This is a genomic window from Streptomyces sp. NPDC015346 (genome assembly GCF_043078785.1).
Lineage (GTDB): Bacteria > Actinomycetota > Actinomycetes > Streptomycetales > Streptomycetaceae > Streptomyces.
Genome location: NZ_JBIBTW010000002.1, coordinates 668,651 through 684,903, shown reverse-complemented (window position 1 = coordinate 684,903; position 16,253 = coordinate 668,651). Strand labels below are relative to the sequence as shown.

Here is a 16,253-nt window from a genome sequence, read left to right as displayed (position 1 = left end):
GTGGCGCGATGCCCCGGCCCGCTCCGGCCGCGCACCCTGGTTCCCATGTTCGTGGCATGGAGAGACCTGAGATTCGCCAAAGGGCGATTCACCTTGATGGGCACGGTGATCGTGCTGATCACGCTGCTCGTCGGACTGCTGTCCGGGCTGACCGCCGGACTCGCCCGCGAGAACATCTCGGCGATCACCGGGCTGCCGGCGGACCGGCTGGCCTTCGCCGCCCCGCCCACCGGCCAGTCGGTCTCCTTCACCAGCTCGGCCGTGACCGAGAGCCAGTGGCGGCGGTGGGCCCAGCGGCCGGGGGTGAGGAGCGCCGAGCCGCTCGGGATCCGTACGCTCAACGCCGCCGCGGGGGACCGTACGGCCGCCGTCTCCGCCTTCGGCACGGAACCGGCGGCCGGGATCGCGCCCGAGAGCGGCAGGCTGGGCCCGGGGCGCGTCGTGCTCTCGGCGTCCGCCGCCGAGGAGCTGGGGGCGGCGGTGGGCGGGGCCGTACGTCTGGGGCCGCTGGAGGCCACCGTGGCGGCGGTCGCGGGCGACGCCTCGTACAGCCACACGCCCGTCGTGTGGACCGCGCTCGACGACTGGCAGAAGCTCGGGCACAGCGGCACCACCCCAGAGGAGCAGGCCACCGTCATCGTGCTGAGGACGGGCGAGGGGGCGGACCTCGCGGCCGGCGACCGGGCGGCGGGCACGGAGTCGAGGACCGTCGACGGGGCGCTCACCGCCATAGGGTCGTACCAGGCCGAGAACGGCTCCCTCCAGCTCATGCGCGGCTTCCTCTTCGTCATCTCCGCGCTCGTCATAGGAGCCTTCTTCACGGTCTGGACGATCCAGCGCAGCGGCGACGTCGCCGTCCTGAAGGCGCTCGGCGCCTCGACCCCGTACCTCCTGAAGGACGCGCTCGGGCAGGCGGTGCTGATGCTGGGCGCGGGCACGCTGCTCGGCACCGGCCTCGCGGTGATCGTCGGCGCGCTGGTCAGCGGCGGGGACGTGCCGTTCGTCCTGGAGCCGCTCACCGTGCTCGGCCCGGCCGCCGTGATGATCGTGCTCGGTGTGCTCGGCGCGGCCCTGTCCATCCGGCGGATCACCGCCGTCGACCCTCTGACCGCCCTCGGGAGCGCCCGATGAGTCTTGTCCTGGACGATGTGACCCTGACCTATCCGGACGGGGACGGGCGCCTCACGGCCCTCGACTCCGTCTCCCTGGAGGTCCCCGCCGGCAGTGTCACGGCGGTCGTCGGGCCGTCCGGCTCCGGCAAGTCGAGCCTGCTCGCGGTGGCGGCGACGCTCGTCACCCCGGACCGGGGGCGGGTCGTGGTGGCCGGTACGGAAACGGGGGCGCTGGACGCGGCGGGGAAGGCGGCGCTGCGGCGGGAGCGGATCGGGATCGTCTTCCAGCAGCCGAATCTGCTGGCGTCGCTGACGGCGGTGGAACAGCTCCAGGTGATGGCGCACCTCTCGGGCGTCAAGCCGAAGGCGGTACGGGAGCGGGCCCTGGCCCTCCTGGACGCGGTCGGCCTCGCGGACCTGGCGGCCCGCCGGCCGCACCAGCTCTCGGGCGGGCAGCGTCAGCGGGTCACCCTGGCCCGTGCGCTGATGAACGAGCCATCGGTCCTCCTCGTCGACGAGCCGACGAGTGCGCTGGACCACGAGCGGGGTGCGGCGATCGTGGACCTCCTGGCGACGCTGACCCGGGACCGTGGCACGGCGACGGTCCTGGTGACCCACGACCGCACGCACCTGGGCCGGGCGGACCGCACGGTGACCGTCCGAGACGGCCGGCTTACCGAGGCCGTACCCGTACAGCGTTGAGGTCGGGGTGGAAGCGGCGGACTGCCGCTTCCACCCCGACCTCACGGCTGTGGAACCGCGGCTCAGCCCTGCCCGTTGCCGTTGCCGTTGCCCGCCGTGTTGGCGAGGGCGGTCGACAGTTCCTCGGCGACCTGCTGGAGGATCGGGACGATCTTCTCCGTCGCCGCCTCCGTCACGCGGCCCGCCGGGCCCGAGATCGAGATCGCCGCCGCGGTGGGGGAGTTGGGGACCGACACCGCGAGGCAGCGGACTCCTATCTCCTGCTCGTTGTCGTCGACCGCGTACCCCGCGTCCCGCACCAGCTTGAGCGCGTCGAGGAAGCCCTCCGGCGTGGTGATCGTCTTCTCGGTCGCGGCCGGCATCCCCGTACGGGCGAGCAGCGCGCGGACCTCCTCCGGCGGCGTGTGCGCGAGCAGCGCCTTGCCCACGCCCGTGGAGTGCGGCAGCACTCGCCGGCCGACCTCGGTGAACATGCGCATCGAGTGCTTGGACGGGACCTGGGCGACGTACACGATCTCGTCGCCGTCGAGCAGCGCCATGTTCGCCGTCTCGCCCGTCTCCTCGACGAGCCGCGCGAGGTAAGGGCGGGCCCACGTCCCGAGGAGCCGTGCGGCCGACTCGCCGAGGCGGATCAGGCGGGGGCCCAGGGCGTACCGCCGGTTGGGCTGCTGGCGGACGTAACCGCAGGCCACGAGCGTGCGCATCAGCCGGTGGATGGTGGGCAGCGGCAGCCCGCTGCTGGCGGAGAGCTCGCTCAGCCCGACCTCGCCCCCGGCGTCGGCCATCCGCTCCAGGAGATCGAAGGCACGCTCGAGGGACTGGACGCCACCGCTGGCGGCGGCGGGCTTGGCGGCGTCGGTGGTGCTGGCGCTGGACGTCGGCACGTCAAGGTCCTTTCGGGGCAGGCGGGCAAGGCAGCAGCCTACCGGGCCGTCCGTCCGGACACACGGCCCCGGCCGGGGCGTCCGGGCCGGTCAGAGCCGGTCGAGAGGGGTGTTTGTCCGGTGTCGGCGGTTGCCCGGCGGAGTCCGCCTCCTCCGCGCATGTGCGGAGCTACGTTCTACTGTACGAAATTTCTCTTCCACTTCATGGAAACGTCCAAGACGGCCGGTGGCGCCCGGGTTCCGTGGCCTCATGCTGAAAGTGTGCCCTTGACGACATGTCGTCCTGAGTGAAGACTCCTTCAACAGTTCGTTGAAATTCTGCTGGGTGAAAAAGAAGGGGTACGGGTGGACGTCAACCTGGTACTGCGCTCGACACGCGTCATCACCCCCGAGGGGACGCGCCCCGCGTCGATCGCCGTCTCCGGCGGGACCATCGCCGCCGTGCTGCCGTACGACGCCGAGGTGCCGGCGGGTGCGCGGCTTGAGGACGTCGGCGACGACGTCGTGCTCCCCGGGCTCGTCGACACCCACGTCCATGTGAACGACCCGGGCCGCACCGAGTGGGAGGGCTTCTGGACCGCCACCCGCGCGGCCGCCGCCGGTGGCATCACGACCCTCCTCGACATGCCGCTGAACTCGCTGCCGCCGACGACCACCGTCGAGCACCTGCGGATCAAGCAGGACGTCGCCCGCAGCAAGGCGCACATCGACGTCGGCTTCTGGGGCGGCGCGCTGCCCGACAACGTCAAGGACCTGCGGCCGCTGCACGACGCCGGTGTCTTCGGTTTCAAGTGCTTCCTGTCGCCTTCCGGCGTCGAGGAGTTCCCCGAGCTGGACCAGGAGCAGCTGGCGAACTCCCTCGCCGAGATCGCCGGCTTCGGCGGCCTGATGATCGTGCACGCGGAGGACCCGCACCACCTTGCCGCCGCGCCCCAGGGAAAGGGCGAAGAGGCCACCAAGTACGCGACCTTCCTCGCTTCCCGGCCGCGCGACGCCGAGAACACCGCCATCGAGAACCTGATCAACCAGGCCCGTCGGCTGAACGCCCGCGTCCACGTGCTGCACCTGTCCTCCTCGGACGCGCTGCCGATGATCGCCGCCGCCAGGGCCGAAGGCGTCAAGATCACGGTCGAGTCCTGCCCGCACTTCCTCACCCTCACGGCCGAGGAGGTCCCGGACGGCGCCACCGAGTTCAAGTGCTGTCCGCCGATCCGCGAGGCCGCCAACCAGGACGCCCTGTGGGAGGGGCTCGCCGACGGGACGATCGACTGCATCGTCTCCGACCACTCGCCCTCCACCCCCGACCTCAAGACCCCCGACTTCCTCTCCGCCTGGGGTGGCATCTCCTCCCTCCAGCTCGGCCTGCCGGCCATCTGGACCGAGGCGCGCCGCCGCGGCCGCGACCTGGAGGACGTCGCCCGCTGGATGTCCGAGGCCCCGGCCCGGCTCGCGGGCCTGTCGCAGAAGGGCGCCATCGAGGCCGGCCGCGACGCCGACTTCGCCGTGCTCGCGCCCGACGAGACCTTCACGGTCGACCCGGCCGAACTCCAGCACCGCAACCGGATCACCGCGTACGCGGGCAAGACCCTGTACGGCGTCGTGAAGTCCACCTGGCTGCGCGGAGAGCGCATCGCCGACAACGGCACCCTGGCCGAGCCCTCCGGCCGCCTCCTCGAAAGGAACAACTGACCCCGTGACCGGCATACCCTCCTTCACCGGTGACGCCAGCCCCTACGGCGGCGGCGACCCGTACGCGGACTACCGCACCGCGGAGTTCCCCTTCACGCAGTACGCGGACCTCGCCGACCGCCGCCTCGGCGCGGGCGTGATCGCCGCCAACGACGAGTTCTTCGCCGAGCGCGAGAACATGCTCAAGCCCGAGGCGGCCGAGTTCGACCCCGAGCACTTCGGCCACAAGGGCAAGATCATGGACGGCTGGGAGACCCGCCGCCGCCGTGGCGTCTCCGCCCAGCAGCCGCACCCGACCGCGGACGACCACGACTGGGCGCTGGTACGCCTCGGCGCCCCCGGCGTCGTCCGCGGCATCGTGATCGACACCGCGCACTTCCGCGGCAACTACCCGCAGGCCGTCTCCGTCGAGGCCACCTCCGTGGCTGGCTCGCCCTCTCCCGAGGAGCTCCTCGCCGACGACGTGAAGTGGACGACCCTCGTCCCGCGCACCGCCATCGGCGGCCACGCCGCCAACGGCTTCGCCGTCGACGTCGAGCAGCGCTTCACTCACCTGCGCGTCAACCAGCACCCGGACGGCGGCATCGCCCGCCTGCGCGTGTACGGCGAGGTCGCCCCGGACCCGAAGTGGCTCGCCGTCCTCGGCACCTTCGACCTCGCGGCGCTCGAGAACGGCGGCCAGGTCGAGGACGCCTCCGACCGCTTCTACTCCCCGGCGACCAACACCATCCAGCCGGGCCGCTCCCGCAAGATGGACGACGGCTGGGAGACCCGCCGCCGCCGTGACAAGGGCAACGACTGGATCCGCTACAGCCTGGCCGCCGAGTCCGAGATCCGCGCCGTCGAGATCGACACGGCCTACCTCAAGGGCAACAGCGCCGGCTGGGCCGCGCTGTCCGTGGCGGCCGAGGGCTCCGAGGACTGGACCGAGGTCCTGCCCAGGACCCGGCTCCAGCCCGACACCAACCACCGCTTCGTCCTCGACACCCCGGCGGTCGGCTCCCGCGTCCGGATCGACATCTACCCGGACGGCGGCATCTCCCGCCTCCGCCTCTTCGGCTCCCTCACCGAAGCGGGCACGGCCCGCCTGATCGCCCGCCACCAGGAACTGGGCGGGTGACCACGGGGGTCACCCCCGACGCGTGACCCGACGGGTCACCACGAACTGGGCGGGCCACGACACCCCGCCCGGCCCGCGAGGGCGCACCGGCCCGACAGCACCGGTGCGCCCTCGCGTCACTCCCTGCCTCCTCCCCTCCTTCCCTCGCGTCACTCCCTGCCTCGCGCCACGTTCAGGCCGCGTGGCCGCCGTCCACCGAGAACTCCGCGCCCGTCACGTACTCGGCGCCCGGACCCGCCAGGAAGGCCACCATCGCGGCCACCTCCTCCGGGGCCCCGAAACGGCCGAGCGCCGTCATGGCCGCCTGGTCCCGCGCGTACGGTCCGTCCGCCGGGTTCATGTCGGTGTCGACCGGGCCGGGATGGACGATGTTGGCCGTGATGCCCCGACCGCCCAGCTCCCTCGCGAGCGCCTTGGTGAGACCGACCAGCGCCGACTTGCTCGTCGTGTAGAGCGTGCCGCCGGGGCCCGGGACACGGGCCGTCATGCACGTGCCGATCGTGATGATCCGGCCGCCGCTCCCCATCCGCGCGGCCGCCGCCTGCGAGGCGAGGAAGGCCGCGCGCACATTGACCGCGAGCACCCGGTCCACATCCGCCAGACTCAGGCTCTCCAGCGGGCCGATGACGCCCACGCCCACGTTGTTGACCAGCACGTCCAGGCGCCCGAGGGCGTCCGCCGCCCACTCCACCGCGCCCGCCGCGTCCCCGGCGTCCGCCGCGTCGGCGCGCAGGGGCAGCGCCTTGCGGCCGGCCGCCTCGATCGCCGCCGCGACCTCGCGCGCCGGCTCCTCGCCCCGTACGTACGTGAAGGCCACGTCCGCGCCCTCCCGGGCCAGCCGCAGGGCGGTGGCGGCGCCAAGGCCCCGGCTGCCGCCCGTCACCAGGACCGCCTTGCCGTTCATCGTCGTGGACATCCCGAACCTCCTGAAAAGTGCTGAGTGGTTGCGGGTTCAATGAAAGTCGGAGGGTGGGGCCGGCGCTGGCGGCAATCGGACACCGATGACTTTCGCCGGGCGGTGGAGTCAGAGCTTGTGAGACACGATGGACCGGGGGACACCCGGCCCGAACCGAAAGGCACCGCGCCATGGGCAAGCTCAGCCTCACCCAGTTCCTCACCCTCGACGGCGTCTACCAGGCGCCCGGCGGCCCCGACGAGGACCGCAGCGGCGGCTTCGAGCACGGCGGATGGTCCGTGCCGTACGGCGACGAGGACTTCGGCCGCTTCATCGACGAGGTCTTCCGGCGGCCCGCCGCCTTCCTGCTCGGCCGCCGCACGTACGAGATCTTCGCCGGCTTCTGGCCGAAGCAGACCGACCCCGCCGACCCGGTCGCCTCGAAGCTCAACTCCCTCCCGAAGTACGTCGCCTCGACCACGCTGACCTCGGCCGACTGGTCCGGCACGACCGTCCTCGGCGGCGACATCGTCCAGGAGGTCACCGCGCTCAAGGACCGCACCGACGGCGAGGTGCAGATGCACGGCAGCGGCGGCCTCGCCCGCACCCTGCTGGCGCACGACCTGATCGACACCCTCCACCTCCTCGTCTTCCCCGTCGTCCTCGGTACGGGCCGCCGCCTCTTCACCGACGGCGCCCGCCCCACGGCCTTCCGTCACACCGAGGCCAGGACGACGGCCTCGGGCATCGCCATCCACACCTACGACCTCGCGGGCCGCCCCGAGTACGGCAGTTACGCGTGACGGCGCAGGTGGCAGGGGCTGCCCGCGGAAGAAAGGTGTAGCCTCCACGGGCCGCTCCCGGTACGGTGGGCGTTCCGCGTGCGAGCCGCCGAAGTCTCCACTCAGCCCACCGAGTTGGAGCAGGTCCGCACATGACCGCTGCGTCCCCGATCGCCGCTTCCGTCCCCCTTCGCGCCCCCCGCCGCGCCTGGCTCACCGACCTCCCGGTGCTCCTCGTCGCCGTCGTCTGGGGGGCCAGCTACCTCGCCGCCAAGGGCATCACCACCACCCACACCGTCGTCGCGGTCCTGGTCCTGCGGTTCGCCGTCGTCCTGCCCGTCCTCGTCGTCGCCGGATGGAGCAGACTGCGGGCCCTGAGCCCCGCCCAGTGGCGCGGCGCCGGCCTCCTCGGCCTCGTGCTGAGCGGGATCTTCCTCCTGGAGACCTACGGCGTCGTCCACACCTCCGCCACCAACGCGGGCCTGATCATCAGCCTCACCATGATCTTCACCCCGCTCGCGGAGGCGGTCGTCACCCGCACCCGCCCGCCCCGGGCCTTCCTGGCCGCCGCCGCGCTCTCGGTGGCGGGCGTGGTACTGCTGACGCAGGGGGCCGGGTTCAGCACGCCCTCGCTCGGCGACCTGCTCATGCTGCTCGCCGCCCTGGCCCGTACCGTCCACGTCCTGGCCATGGCCCGGATCAAGGCCGTGCGGAGCGCCGACTCCCTCTCCCTCACCACCGTCCAACTCGGCTCCGCCGTCCTCGTCTTCGCCCTGCTCGCGGCGGCTCCCGGCACGGGCGCCTCACCCTGGTCGGTGGCGCTCGGCTTCGGGGCGCGCGAGTGGGCGGGACTCGTCTTCCTCTCCGTCTTCTGCACGCTCTTCGCCTTCTTCGTGCAGATGTGGGCCGTGCGCCGCACCTCCCCGTCCCGGGTCAGCCTCCTCCTCGGCACCGAACCGCTCTGGGCCGCGGCGGCCGGCATCGCGCTCGCCGGAGACCGCCCGGGAGTCCTCGGCATCGCGGGCGCCCTGCTCGTCCTGGCCGGGACGACCTGGGGCCGTCGGGCCGCCGACGCGGGCGCCCGATAGGTTCTTGATCCATGCGTTCACTGGCGTACGACATAGACTTCCGCGCCCGCGCACGGCGCACCCAGGGCTGGGGACTCGGGCTGCTCGCCGTCTCCGGCCTGCTGTGGATCTGGTTCGCCGTCCTGCTCTTCATGCCGTACAAGGCCGGGGAGTCCAGCCGCGAGTGCACCTCCCGGTTCACGAGCGAGAGCCTCCACAACAGCGACAGCAGCTGTGTGGCGGAGCGCGACTGGCCCGAACTGATGGCACTCCTCGGCGTGTCCGTGCCGTTCGCCGTCGTCGGCGCCGTCCTCCACACCAGCGGCTCCGTCTCCCACCGCATGGCCGAACACCTCGCCGAGGTCACCCGCCTCAACGAGGCGAAGGGCTAACACCGTTCCGCCCTCGGGGCGGCTAGGATCCCGGCATGGCCCTGATCATGAGCGACGTGGACCGGTTCGAGGCCGCCAGGCCCCGGCTGGAGGCCATCGCCTACCGGATGCTCGGCTCGGCGAGCGAGGCGGAGGACGCCGTGCAGGAGACGTTCCTGCGCTGGCAGGCCGCCGACGTCGAGCGGATCGAGGTGCCGGAGGCCTGGCTGACGAAGGTCCTCACCAACCTCTGCCTCAACATGCTCACTTCGGCACGTGCCCGGCGTGAGACGTACGTGGGGCAGTGGCTCCCCGAGCCGCTTCTCGCCGGGGACCCGATGCTCGGCCCGGCCGAAACCGCCGAGCAGCGCGAGTCGGTGTCGTACGCCGTCCTCGTCCTGCTCGAGCGGCTGTCGCCGGGCGAGCGGGCGGTGTACGTGCTGCGCGAGGCCTTCGACTACCCGCACCGGGAGATCGCCGAGATCCTGGACATCACCGAGGCCGCCAGTCAGCAGATCTACCACCGGGCCAAGAAGCACGTCGCGGACGGCAGAACGCGCACCGAGATCGACGAGGCCGCCGCCCGGAGGATCGTCGAGGAGTTCCTGGCCGCGGCGACCAGCGGCCGTACCGAACCCCTCGTACACCTCCTCACCCAGGACGCCCTCTCGGTCGGCGACGGCGGCGGGAAGGTCCCGGCCCGGGCGAAGGGCTTCGAGGGCGCGCTCGCGGTCGCCAAGTTCCTGCGCGGCCTGTTCAAGCCCAGCGCCGCCAAGCGTGCCTACGTCGGCGGCGCGCCCGAGATCTACGCCACGACGGCCAACGGCGAGCCCGCCGTCGTGGCGGTCGTGGACGGCCGGGTCGTCGGCATCTCGTGCCTGGAGGTCACCGCCGAGGGCATCGCCGCGATCCGCAGCCAGGTCAACCCGGACAAGCTCGTCCGCGCGACCGAGCTGTGGGCCGCCGCGCACCAGGGCGAGGCCCCGCTCCACACCCTCTGAACAGGGTGTGACGTGCTTCACATCCTGATCCTGTCAGGAAACGCCGGGCTGCCCGGTTCAAGGGGCGAAACCGCGAAAGACAGCGGCGGAACCTCGCAGACAGGAGCAGGCACATGCAGCACCGCATCGTCGTCCTCGGAGCCGGCTACACCGGAGCCGTCGCCGCCGGCCGCCTCGCCAAGCGGCTGCACCGCCAGGACGTCACCATCACCCTCGTCAACCCCGAGCCCGACTTCGTCGAGCGCGTCCGGCTGCACCAGCTCGCGGCCGGACAGGACCTCAAGCCCCGGCCCTTCGGCGAGATGTTCGCGGGCACCGGCGTGGCACTGAAGCTCGCGAGGGTCACCGCCGTGGACGTGGACCGCAGGACGGTGACGGTCACCGCCGTGAACGGCCCCGGGGAGCGGGAGGAACTGGAGTACGACACCCTGGTCTACGCCCTGGGCAGCGGTTGGAACGACGGCGGTGTCCCCGGCGTCGCCGAACACGCCCACGACATCGCCGGCCGCCCCGGCGCGCTCCGCCTCCGCGACCGACTGGCCGCCCTGGACGCCGGCCGGCCCGTGGTCGTGGTCGGCGGCGGCCTGACCGGCCTGGAGGCCGCGACCGAGATCGCCGAGTCCCGCCCGGACCTCGACGTCGCCCTGGCCACCCACGGCGTCCTCGGTGACTGGCTCTCGCGGAAGGGCCGCGCCCACCTGCGGAAGGCGGTGGACAAGCTGGGCATCACGGTCCACGAACACGCCGCGGTCACCGCCGTGGCGGCGGACGGCGTGACGACGGCCGACGGCAGGAACGTGCCCGCCGACGTCACCGTCTGGACCACCGGCTTCGCCGTCCACCCGATCGCCCGGGCCACCACCCTGGAGGTCACCGACCGGGGCCAGATCGTGGTCGACGGCACGATGAGGTCGGTCTCCCACCCCGACGTGTACGCCGTGGGCGACGCCGCGATGGCGATCGGCCCGAACGACAAGCCGCTGCGCATGTCCTGCGCCTCGGGCGTCCCCATGGCCTGGCAGGCCGCCGACGCCCTCGCCGCCCGCCTCGCGGGCACCAAGATCCCCCGCGTCCCCATCCGTTACTTCCAGCAGTGCGTCTCCCTCGGCCGCGAGGACGGCCTGATCCAGTTCGTCACCGCCGACGACCGAGCGGTCGACCGTGCCCTGACCGGCCGCATGGCCGCCCTCTACAAGGAACTGATCTGCAAGGGCGCGGCCTGGGGCGTCGCCAACCCGACGGCGGGCCTGCCGTCCCGGCGCCGGCGGGTCGTACGGCAGGAGACCCGGAGCCGTGCGCGGGCGGAGGCGGCGGCCTGACCTCGCCGGTGTCGAACTGCCGGTGGAGACCGACGTGGCGGCCGGTGGCGGCCGACGTGGTGACCCGCGTCGGCCGCCACCGGCCGTTCGACCGACACGACGCGACACGACGCGACACCCCTAAGCCTTCTTCACCCGGTCCGAGAGGATGAGGACCACGAGACCCAGCACCGCGATCACGATGTTCGCGAACAGCTCCCTGCCGTCCAGGAACCACACGTTCTCCGTCAGGAACCGGGTGAAGCCCATGAAGGGGAACCAGCCCGTCAGTTCGCGCAGCACCCCCGAGACGCCGCCGATGAGGACGAGGGCGCCGAGGATCTCCAGAAACTTCTTCATGCGCCGAGCATGATCGGTCCGCCGGGGCGCCCGCGTCGGTCCACCGGACATGGCGGAGCGACCGAAGTCTCGCCTTCCGCGACTTTGGTAGCTTCCGCCGCTCCGTGACCGCCGCCGCGCCCCTCACCTGCGTACTTTGGTGCGTATGACACGGACGGACCGCCACGCCCGGTTGCTTCCCTCGGCCATGGCCGACACCCAGGCCGGCACCCCGGCGGACACCCCACCGGGCCGCCGCCCGCGCCGGACCGTACGCGACTGGCTCGTCGACACCCTCCTCTTCCTCCTCGCGGCCTTCGTCGGACTCCTCGCCGCCGAGAGCACCGACCAGCTCAACAGCGACGTCGTCGCCTTCGCCGACCAGCTCGTCGGCGCCGCCGCTTGCTGCGCCCTCTGGCTGCGCCGCCGTTGGCCCGCCGGGATCGCGATCGTCCTCACCGTCGTCAGCACGGTGGCGCCGGTCGCCGGCGGAGCGGCCCTCGCCGCGCTCTTCGGCGTCGCCGTCCGCCGCCCCGTCCGGGAGACCGCGACCATCGGCGCGATCGCCGTGGTCTCCTCCACCGCCCAGGTCTTCCTGCGCCCCGACCCCTCCCTCCACCCGGCCGCGTCCGTCGTGATCGGCATCGTCCTGACCCTGCTGGTCACCGCCTGGGGCATGCTCGTACGCTCCCGGCGCCAGCTCGTCGAGGCCCTGCGCGAGCGCGCCCACCGCGCGGAGTCGGAGGCCGAGCTGCGCGCCGAGCAGGCCCAGCGGCTCGCCCGGGAAGCCATCGCCCGCGAGATGCACGACGTCCTCGCTCACCGGCTCACGCTGCTCAGCGTGCACGCCGGAGCCCTCGAATTCCGCCCCGACGCCCCGCCCGCGCAGGTCGCCCGCGCCGCCGGCGTCATCCGGGACAGCGCCCACGAAGCGCTCCAGGACCTGCGCGAGATCATCGGCGTGCTCCGCGCCCCGGGCGACGGTGTCGACGGGGACCGGCCCCAGCCCACCCTCGCCAGCCTCGACACGCTGGTCGAGGAGTCCCGCCGGGCCGGTACGGAGGTCGTCCTCGACGTCGACCTCGGCCTCGACCCCGACCTCCACGTCGACCCCGACCCCGACCTCGACCCGGGTCACGAGTCGGCCGCCGACCCCGCCGACCCCCGTGTCCCCGCCGCCACCGGCCGCACCGTCTACCGCATCGCCCAGGAAGGCCTCACCAACGCCCGAAAGCACGCCCCCGGCACCGAGGTCACCGTCACCGTCCGCGGCCGACCCGGCGACGGACTGACCGTCGAGGTCCGCAACCCGGCCCCCACCGGCCCCGTCCCGCACGTGCCCGGATCGGGCCAGGGCCTCATCGGCCTCGCCGAACGCGCCACCCTCGCCGGCGGCCGGCTGGAGCACGGCCCCGCCCCCGGCGGCGGATTCGCCCTGCGCGCCTGGCTACCGTGGCCCCCATGACCATCCGGCTGCTCATCGTCGACGACGACCCCCTGGTCCGCGCGGGACTCACCCTCATGCTCGGCGGCGCCGAGGACATCGAGATCGTCGGCGAGGGCGCCGACGGCCGGGACGTCCCCGAACTCGTCGACCGGCACGCCCCCGACGTCGTCCTCATGGACATCCGGATGCCGTACGTCGACGGCCTCACGGCCACCGAACGGCTCCGCGCCCGCCCCGACGCACCCGAGGTCGTCGTCCTCACCACCTTCCACGCCGACGAACAGGTCCTGCGCGCCCTGCGCGCCGGAGCGGCCGGCTTCGTCCTCAAGGACACCCCGCCCGCCGAGATCGTCGCCTCCGTACGCAGGGTGGCCGCCGGCGACCCCGTCCTCTCCCCGGCCGTCACCCGCCAGCTCATGAGCCACGTCGCCGGACACCAGGAACAGCCCCGGCGCGCCACCGCCGCCGACCGTCTCGCCGAACTGGCCCAGCGCGAACGGGAGGTGGCCGTCGCCGTCGGCCGCGGCCACTCCAACGCGGAGATCGCCGCGACCCTCTACATGAGCGTCCCGACCGTCAAGACGCACGTCTCGCGCGTCCTGGCCAAGCTCGGCCTCAACAACCGGGTCCAGATCGCCCTGCTCGTCCACGACGCCGGCCTGCTGGAGGACGAGGACAGCGCATAGGCTGGACCGATGTCCGTCATCGATCTGGGGGAGTACGGCGCGGACTTCACCGCGAACCCTTATCCGTACTACGCGAAGATGCGCGAGGCCGGGCCCGTCCACCGGGTACGCACCACGGACGGCGCCGAGCTGTGGCTGGTCGTCGGCTACGAGGAGGCTCGCGCCGCGCTGGCTGACCCGAGGCTGTCCAAGTCGCCGTCCGTCGTCGGGATGACCATGCTGGACGAGCAGGTCATCGGGCCCAATCTCCTCGTGCTCGACCCGCCCGACCACACCCGGCTGAGGAAGCTCGTCGCCGGGCAGTTCACCGGCCGGCGGGTGGAGAGCCTCCGGCCGCGCCTGGAACGCCTCACCGGCGAACTCGCCGACGCCATGGCGCCGGCCGGCCGCGCCGACCTCGTCGACTCCTACGCCTTCCCGCTGCCCATCACCGTCATCTGCGAACTCCTCGGCGTCCCGGCCGCCGACCGGGACACCTTCCGCGCCTGGTCCAACGAGATCGTCGCCCCGACCGGCGCCGGGCCGGAGGCCGAGGCGATCGAGGGCCTCGCCGGCTATCTCGACGCGCTCGTCGAGGACAAGCGCGCCGCGGGACCCACCGACGACCTGCTCTCCGACCTGATCACCGCCCGCGCGGAGGACGGCGACCGGCTCTCCCTGGCCGAGCTGCGCGCTCTCGCCTACCTCCTGCTCATCGCCGGGCACGAGACCACCGTCAACCTCATCTCCAACGCCGTACGGGCGTTGCTCACCCACCCCGACCAACTGGCGGCGGTCCGCGCCGACTTCGGCCTCCTCGACGCCGTGGTGGAGGAGACGCTGCGCTGGGAGGGGCCGGTGGAGAACGCGACCTTCCGGTTCACCCGGGAGCCGGTACGGATCGGCCGGACGCTCCTCCCCGCGTACGAACCGGTGCTCGTCTCCCTCGCCTCGGGCGACCGGGACCCGGCGCGCTACCCCGACGCCGACCGCTTCGATCTCCACCGGGACACGCGGGGCCATCTGGCCTTCGGCCACGGCATCCACTACTGCCTGGGCGCCCCGCTCGCCCGCCTCGAGGCCCGTATCGCGATCCGGACGCTCCTGGAACGCTTCCCCGGACTGGAACTCGACCCGGAGGGCGGGGCGTTGGACTGGCTGCCCGGCATGCTCATCCGCGGCGTCCGCCGCCTTCCCGTCAGATGGTGATCCGATGACCGCCCCGTCGCACGATCTCGACCTCGCCCTCGCCCGGAAGGTCCTGGACGCCCAGCCGTTCAGCCGGCTCCTCGGCGCGCGCATCACCGCCTTCGGGGAGGGCGGGGCGACCCTGGAGATCCCGCTGCGCGAGGAACTCCGGCAGCAGAACGGCTTCGTCCACGGCGGCGTGCTGTCGTACGCGGCCGACAACGCGCTCACCTTCGCCGCCGGCACGGCGCTCGGCGGCGCCGTGCTGACCGCGGGCTTCTCCATCCAGTACGTCCGCCCGGCGCTCGGCGTCACCCTGCTCGCCCGCGCGGAGGTGGTCCACGCGGGCCGCCGCCAGGCGGTGGTCCGCTGCGACCTGCTGACGGTCGACGCGGAGGGCGCCGAAACCCTGTGCGCGGTGGCCCAGGGCACGGTCCTGGCAGCGAACGCCTGACACCCGGGCGGCGCACCGGCTTGTCGGCCGGGGGCCTGCGGCCTCCTCGGCCCCATGCTTGCGCGGCCCCGGTCTCGCGGCTGGCCGCCCCGACGGCCTGCCGCCCGCCCGGCCGCCCGACGGCCCGGCCCGACCGCCCGTCAGGACAGCGCCGACGGGATCTCCGTCAAGGCGACCGGGCGGCGTTCGCGGCGGGAGCGTTCGCAGGCCTCGGCGATCCGGAGGGCCTCCAGGGCCTCGCGGCCGTCGCACGGGTTGGCGCGTTCGCCGCGGACCAGGCGGACGAAGGCGTCCAGTTCGGCCTCGTACGCGGGGGCGAACCGCTCCAGGAACCCGGGCCACGGCTTGACCGGGGCGGGCGGACCCGAGGCCTCCACCGAGGTGAGCGGGGTGCGGTCGTCGAGGCCGACGGCGATCTGGTCGCGATCGCCGGCCAGCTCCATCCGTACGTCGTAGCCCGCCCCGTTGCACCGCGTCGCTGTCGCCGTCGCCAGCGTGCCGTCGTCCAGGGTGAGCACCGCCGCGGCCGTGTCCACGTCGTCGGCCTCCCGGAACATCGCCGGACCCGCGTCCGAGCCGGTCGCGTACACCTCGACGACCTCCCGCCCGGTCACCCAGCGCAGGATGTCGGCGTCGTGCACCAGGCAGTCCCGGAACAGACCGCCGGAGAGCGGCAGGTACGGGGCGGGCGGCGGCGCCGGGTCGGAGGTGACCGTCCGTACGGTGTGCAGACGGCCGAGCCGGCCCGCCCGTACGGCCTCGCGCGCGGCCGCGTACCCGGCGTCGAAGCGGCGCATGAACCCCAACTGCAGCTCCGTGCCGGCGCTCTCGACCGCCCGGAGCGCGGCGAGCGTGCCCGGTACGTCCAGGGCGATGGGCTTCTCGCAGAAGGCGGGGAGCCCGGCGTCGGCCGCGTGGGCGATGAGTTCGGCGTGGGCGGCGGTGGCGGAGGAGATGACGACGGCGTCGAGCGGGTGGTCGAGCAGGGCGTCGACGGTGGGCGCGACGGTGGCGCCGACCGCCCCGCCCACCTGGGCCGCCCGGCCGGCGTCGGCATCCGCCACGACCAGCGAGGTGACCTCCGGGTGGCGGGCGAGCACGCCCGCGTGGAAGGCCCCGATACGACCCGTTCCGATGAGTCCGATGCGCATGGCCCCCAAGGTGGTGCCGAACGCGCACCCTGTCAAGGATTTGTCAGGACAATCGGACTTCACCACTTCCTGTCATCATCTCCTCGGG

The 16,253-nt window shown here is 73.1% G+C and carries 17 protein-coding genes; 13 read left to right on the top strand and 4 right to left on the bottom strand.

The window, feature by feature from the left end:
* Positions 1–45: 45 nt before the first annotated feature.
* Together ACF06X_RS09060 and ACF06X_RS09055 are read left to right on the top strand one after the other, a co-directional pair.
* Positions 46–1,131 (top strand): ABC transporter permease, encoded by a 1,086-nt coding sequence (locus tag ACF06X_RS09060; RefSeq protein WP_392286553.1) that lies wholly within the window; start codon positions 46–48, stop codon positions 1,129–1,131.
* Positions 1,128–1,814 (top strand): ABC transporter ATP-binding protein, encoded by a 687-nt coding sequence (locus ACF06X_RS09055; protein ID WP_392286552.1) that lies wholly within the window; start codon positions 1,128–1,130, stop codon positions 1,812–1,814. The genes ACF06X_RS09060 and ACF06X_RS09055 overlap by 4 nt, the downstream gene beginning before the upstream one ends.
* Before the next feature lie 62 nt (positions 1,815–1,876).
* Here the strand turns inward: ACF06X_RS09055 and ACF06X_RS09050 are convergent, their stop codons facing one another.
* Positions 1,877–2,698, bottom strand: a complete 822-nt coding sequence (locus ACF06X_RS09050; protein WP_392286551.1) for an IclR family transcriptional regulator — start codon at positions 2,696–2,698, stop codon at positions 1,877–1,879.
* 345 nt (positions 2,699–3,043) lie between these two features.
* On the opposite strand from ACF06X_RS09050, the gene allB reads away from it, so the two are divergent.
* Together allB and alc are read left to right on the top strand one after the other, a co-directional pair.
* A complete protein-coding gene (gene allB, locus ACF06X_RS09045) occupies positions 3,044–4,387 on the top strand; it encodes an allantoinase AllB (protein WP_392286550.1) in 1,344 nt (447 codons plus the stop codon).
* Positions 4,388–4,391: 4 nt separating this feature from the next.
* Positions 4,392–5,507 carry an allantoicase gene (alc, locus tag ACF06X_RS09040; RefSeq protein ID WP_392286549.1) on the top strand — a complete coding sequence of 372 codons (1,116 nt, stop codon included), beginning with the start codon at positions 4,392–4,394 and terminating at the stop codon, positions 5,505–5,507.
* 172 nt (positions 5,508–5,679) lie between these two features.
* On the opposite strand, the gene ACF06X_RS09035 is transcribed toward alc, so the two are convergent.
* Positions 5,680–6,423 (bottom strand): SDR family oxidoreductase, encoded by a 744-nt coding sequence (locus tag ACF06X_RS09035; RefSeq protein WP_392286548.1) that lies wholly within the window; start codon positions 6,421–6,423, stop codon positions 5,680–5,682.
* Between the two features lie 170 nt (positions 6,424–6,593).
* Here ACF06X_RS09035 and ACF06X_RS09030 point away from each other — a divergent pair, with 170 nt between their 5' ends.
* The 5 genes from ACF06X_RS09030 (at position 6,594) to ACF06X_RS09010 (ending at position 10,942) form a co-directional block, all read left to right on the top strand.
* On the top strand, positions 6,594–7,205 hold the full coding sequence (locus tag ACF06X_RS09030) for a dihydrofolate reductase family protein (RefSeq protein ID WP_392286547.1): 612 nt from the start codon (positions 6,594–6,596) through the stop codon (positions 7,203–7,205).
* A gap of 131 nt (positions 7,206–7,336) precedes the next feature.
* Complete coding sequence (locus ACF06X_RS09025) at positions 7,337–8,272, top strand: DMT family transporter (protein WP_392286546.1); 936 nt, start codon at positions 7,337–7,339, stop codon at positions 8,270–8,272.
* 11 nt (positions 8,273–8,283) lie between these two features.
* Entirely contained in the window at positions 8,284–8,643 is a 360-nt protein-coding gene (locus ACF06X_RS09020) for a hypothetical protein (RefSeq protein ID WP_392286545.1), read from the top strand.
* Positions 8,644–8,678: 35 nt separating this feature from the next.
* The gene (locus tag ACF06X_RS09015) at positions 8,679–9,623 is read left to right on the top strand and encodes an RNA polymerase sigma-70 factor (protein WP_392286544.1); all 945 of its coding nucleotides are present in this window, start codon (positions 8,679–8,681) and stop codon (positions 9,621–9,623) included.
* Between the two features lie 113 nt (positions 9,624–9,736).
* Positions 9,737–10,942, top strand: coding sequence for an NAD(P)/FAD-dependent oxidoreductase (locus ACF06X_RS09010; RefSeq protein ID WP_392286543.1), 1,206 nt, complete (start codon positions 9,737–9,739; stop codon positions 10,940–10,942).
* A gap of 120 nt (positions 10,943–11,062) precedes the next feature.
* On the opposite strand, the gene ACF06X_RS09005 is transcribed toward ACF06X_RS09010, so the two are convergent.
* Complete coding sequence (locus ACF06X_RS09005; protein WP_392286542.1) at positions 11,063–11,281, bottom strand: hypothetical protein; 219 nt, start codon at positions 11,279–11,281, stop codon at positions 11,063–11,065.
* 145 nt (positions 11,282–11,426) lie between these two features.
* Here ACF06X_RS09005 and ACF06X_RS09000 point away from each other — a divergent pair, with 145 nt between their 5' ends.
* From ACF06X_RS09000 to ACF06X_RS08985, 4 genes are read left to right on the top strand one after another with little or no spacing between them, the layout of a single operon-like run.
* Positions 11,427–12,725 (top strand): sensor histidine kinase, encoded by a 1,299-nt coding sequence (locus tag ACF06X_RS09000; RefSeq protein WP_392286541.1) that lies wholly within the window; start codon positions 11,427–11,429, stop codon positions 12,723–12,725.
* Complete coding sequence (locus tag ACF06X_RS08995; RefSeq protein ID WP_392286540.1) at positions 12,722–13,393, top strand: response regulator; 672 nt, start codon at positions 12,722–12,724, stop codon at positions 13,391–13,393. Before ACF06X_RS09000 ends, ACF06X_RS08995 begins: the two co-directional genes overlap by 4 nt.
* A 9-nt stretch (positions 13,394–13,402) precedes the next feature.
* On the top strand, positions 13,403–14,581 hold the full coding sequence (locus tag ACF06X_RS08990; protein WP_392286539.1) for a cytochrome P450: 1,179 nt from the start codon (positions 13,403–13,405) through the stop codon (positions 14,579–14,581).
* A gap of 4 nt (positions 14,582–14,585) precedes the next feature.
* Entirely contained in the window at positions 14,586–15,014 is a 429-nt protein-coding gene (locus ACF06X_RS08985; protein ID WP_392286538.1) for a PaaI family thioesterase, read from the top strand.
* 140 nt (positions 15,015–15,154) lie between these two features.
* Here ACF06X_RS08985 and ACF06X_RS08980 read toward each other — a convergent pair whose 3' ends face one another.
* Positions 15,155–16,165: a Gfo/Idh/MocA family oxidoreductase gene (locus ACF06X_RS08980; protein WP_392286537.1), complete on the bottom strand. Its 1,011-nt coding sequence runs from the start codon at positions 16,163–16,165 to the stop codon at positions 15,155–15,157.
* Between the last annotated feature and the right edge of the window lie 88 nt (positions 16,166–16,253).